2 protein-coding genes are annotated in these 1,264 nt (G+C 76.0%); one reads left to right on the top strand and one right to left on the bottom strand.

Features of this window, described 5'->3' with window-relative positions:
* Positions 1-650 (top strand): hypothetical protein (locus tag UWG_RS30900; RefSeq protein ID WP_033196338.1); only part of this gene is annotated, 650 nt, incomplete at its 5' end.
* 165 nt (positions 651-815) lie between these two features.
* Here UWG_RS30900 and UWG_RS0124095 read toward each other — a convergent pair.
* Positions 816-1,264, bottom strand: a 449-nt coding sequence (locus UWG_RS0124095; protein ID WP_237720272.1) for a hypothetical protein, incomplete at its 5' end; no start/stop codon positions are given.

Here is a 1,264-nt window from a genome sequence, read left to right as displayed (position 1 = left end):
CCTTCCCCGACGAGACCACGGGCGAGCCGAGGGCCAACCTCGCCTCGTCCGCGGCGGCGGGCGCCGCGCGCAAGGCGGTGCGCTCGGTCGCCCCCTACCCCGAGAGCTACGCGCTCCTCCACGACACCTTCCGGGCCCAGGCCGCCGAACTCCTCGACGCGCGCCCGCACTCGGAGACGCGGGACACGGGGTCCCGCAACCCCTCACGGCCGCCCTCCTACCTCCGTTTCAGCGTCGTGCCGGCGTTCCACAACCTGGCCCTCCTCCGCAACGCCAACCTGGAGGCGGTGTTGGACGGTCGCGTGGAGGACCGCGCCCGGTTCGGCCGAGAGGTGCTCCGCCACAGCCGGGGCGGATACGGCCCAGGCCGCTCCCCGAAGGAGCGCATCGACGCGGGGGCAGCGCACCGCCGCCCGACCGCGGACGTCCGCACCTGGGTCCGCGAGGGCGCCCCCGCCGCACGGACGGAGCGGCAGCGCACCGAGTGGTTCCTCGACGGCGGCCGCCAAGTCCAGCGCATGGCGACCCTCTGGGGCGAACGGCGCGGACTCCCGGAGCAGTCCCTGGCCCGGGCGCGCGCCGGAATCAGCAGCGAGTGGGCCTCGCAGACGGCACCGCACGCACGCACGGTGATCCCGAACGAGGGCTAGCAACTTCCCACTCACGCGGTCGGGTCGCCCGTCCGGCGCGCCTGGCGGCGCCACCGCACCGTCCGGTGGAAGCAGGAGGATGCGGCGCGGGACCGTCACCCGACGACGCCGGGGAATCACCGGACCCACGAGCAGCAGCCCCGCCTCGCCGACGGCACGAGCCCGCTACGCCGCCGCGGGCAGGCGCAACCCGGTGCAGCCCTGCCGACGGGCGTCGGCCCGCGCGTACACGGCAAGGGAGCGGCGCAGCACGCCGGGGGCCGGCGCCGCCTCCTGGCCCGACGTGACGAGGTAGCCGACTCGTTCACCGCCGCACCGTGCGGTGCCGTAGGCGAACGCCTTCCCGAGCGCGGGCAGCCAGCGGCCGCTCTCCCCCATGCTTCCCGCAAAGCCGATCCCCGCGTCCCGGCCCAACCTCTCCACGAGCACTTCGACGGCACGCGAGAAGCGCAGGGTGGTGCCCGACTCGCCCGACCGCGGCGGGAGTTCGACAGCGCAATGGTCCAGCGGCGCCCCCTCGGCGTCCCCCGGCACCACGTCCGCCACCCGCACCGGCGCGTTCCTCCCTCGCAGCGGAAGCCCCGCGAGCTGGGCGCACCCAGTCTCGCCGACCC

The organism is Streptomyces xiaopingdaonensis (genome assembly GCF_000262345.1).
Lineage (GTDB): Bacteria > Actinomycetota > Actinomycetes > Streptomycetales > Streptomycetaceae > Streptomyces > Streptomyces xiaopingdaonensis.
The sequence above is the reverse complement of the archived record's forward strand: the minus strand, read 5'-3'. Positions and strand labels throughout refer to the sequence as shown.